The organism is Pseudomonas sp. AF03-9 (genome assembly GCF_020515815.1).
Classification (GTDB): Bacteria; Pseudomonadota; Gammaproteobacteria; order Pseudomonadales; family Pseudomonadaceae; genus Aquipseudomonas.
The window spans coordinates 1-2,346 of record NZ_JAHPJF010000050.1; the positions used below are offsets into that span (position 1 = coordinate 1).

Here is a 2,346-nt window from a genome sequence, read left to right on the forward strand (position 1 = left end):
CGCCGCATGGTTGATCGCCACGCCTTTAGGCTTGCCGGTGGAACCCGAGGTGTAGATCACGTAGGCCAGGTTCTGCGGTTCAACTGCTACCTGCGGATTACCTTCGGCACACGGGTCCAGCGCCACCCGATCAATCGCCACGCTGCGCAGCCCTGCGGGCAACGGCATTGGTACGTGGGATTGGGTCAGCACCAGGCTCACGCCGCTGTCTTCCAACATGTGCAGCAGGCGTTCGCGCGGGTATTGCGGGTCCAGCGGCACGTAGGCGCCGCCCGCCTTGAGGGTCGCCAACAGGCTGACCACCATGGCGAACGAACGCTCCACCGCGACACCGACCAGGACCTCGGGGCCGACCCCCTCAGCGATCAGGTAATGCGCCAGCTGGTTAGCCTGGCGATTGAGCTCGGCGTAAGTCAGCGTCTGCTCATCCAGGCACAGGGCAATGGCGTCGGGACGGCGTTGCGCTTGCCGCTCGAACAGCCCGTGCACACCCAACGGGCTTTGGAATGCAGCAGCGCCGTTGTTCCATTGCACTTGCTCGACCCCGGCCAGCAGCGGCAACTCGCAGACACGTCTGTGCGCATCGGCGGCCACTGCGTGCAACAAGTGCTGCCAGTGCTGGGCCATGCGCGCGATGGTCGCGTCGGTAAACAGGTCGGTGGCGTAGGTCAGCGTGGCAAACAGGCCATCGGCCGAGGCTTGGGTGTCCAGGCTCAAGTCGAAATGCGCCGGATGGTTATTGGACTCCAGCCCTTCCAGGCGCAGGCCCGGCAGTTGTTCGCCACGCTGCACACGCAGCTCGGACTGGTGGTTGAACATCACCTGGAACAGCGGGTTGTGGCTCAGGCTGCGTTCCGGTTGCAGCGCTTCCACCAACTGTTCGAACGGCAGGTCCTGATGCGCCTGGGCTTCCAGCGCACGGCGCTTGGTCTGTTGCAGCACCTGGGCAAAGCTCATTTGCCCGTCGATTTCAGCCTTGAGCACCTGGGTGTTGACGAAGAAGCCAATAAGACGCTCGGTTTCCACGCGGTTGCGGTTGGCAATCGGCACGCCGATGCGGATGTCCGACTGGCCGCTGTAGCGGTGCAACAGGGTCTGGAACGAGGCCAGCAACAGCATGAACAGCGTCACGCCTTCGCGTTGTGCCAAGGCCTTGAGGCCGGCGACCACATTCGCCTCCAGCGCCACATCCAGGCGTGCGCCGCGATAGCTCTGCACGGCCGGGCGTGGATGGTCCAGGGGCAACTCCAGCACCGGTTGCTCCGCGCCCAACAGTTCGCGCCAGTAACTCAGTTGGCGCTGCTTTTCACCGGCGTCCATCCAGGCACGCTGCCACAGCGCGTAATCGGCGTATTGCAGTGGCATGGCGGGCAACTGCACGTCATGGCCCTGGCTATAGGCGGCATACAGTTGCACCAACTCATCGACCATCACCTGCATCGACCAGCCGTCCGAGACGATATGGTGCTGCACCAGCACCAGCACATGTTCCTGCGCGCTCAGTTGCAACAGCTTGACCCGCAGCAGCGGGCCCTGGCGCAGATCGAACGGGCGGGCGATTTCGGCTTCCACCAGCGCCTGCACCTGCTCGGCAGTCGGGTTATCGAGTGCCAGACTGTCGATGTGCAGGGTGGCCACCGGCAGCACGCGTTGCAGGGTGCGCTCGCCGGCGCTGACAAACACGGTGCGCAAGGTTTCATGACGGGCCAGCAGGCTGTCGAAGCTGCGTTGCAACGCCGAGCGGTCCAGCTCACCCGTCAGGCGCAAGGCATTAGGTACGTGATAGGCCGCGCTTTCAGGCTCCAACTGCCACAGGAACCACTGGCGTTCCTGGGCGTAAGACAGGCTCAGCGGTTGATCACGGTCCACGGCCAGCATCGCTGGAGCCAACGGCGCTTCATCGCTTTGCAGGGCCTGCAAGGCCAACACGAAACCTTCCAGTTGCGGTTGTTCGAACAGCGTACGCAGGGCGATTTCCCGCGCCAGCAGTTGGCGCACCCGCGAGATCACCTGCATCGCCAGCAGCGAATGCCCGCCCAGCTCGAAGAAGTGATCGGTCAGGCCGACGCGCTCGGCGCCGAGCACATCGGCCCAGATCGCGGCGACTTGTTGCTGCAACGCGGTGACCGGTTCAACCCATATGCCCTGGGACTGCGCGGCTTCAGGTTGCGGCAAGCCCTTGCGGTCGAGTTTGCCGTTGGGGGTCAGGGGCATTTTGGCAAGGAACATGAAGTGCGCGGGCACCATGTAATCCGGCAGGTGGGTTTTCAGGGCGCGGCGCAGGGTTTCGCGGAACTCGGTTTCGCTGGCCAGGGCGGCATCAGCCGGGACGACGTAGGCCACCAG

1 protein-coding gene is annotated in these 2,346 nt (G+C 64.2%); it reads right to left on the reverse strand.

Going from position 1 to position 2,346, the window contains the following annotated elements:
• Positions 1 to 2,346, reverse strand: a 2,346-nt coding sequence (locus tag LIY36_RS27555; protein ID WP_226457850.1) for a condensation domain-containing protein, incomplete at both ends; no start/stop codon positions are given.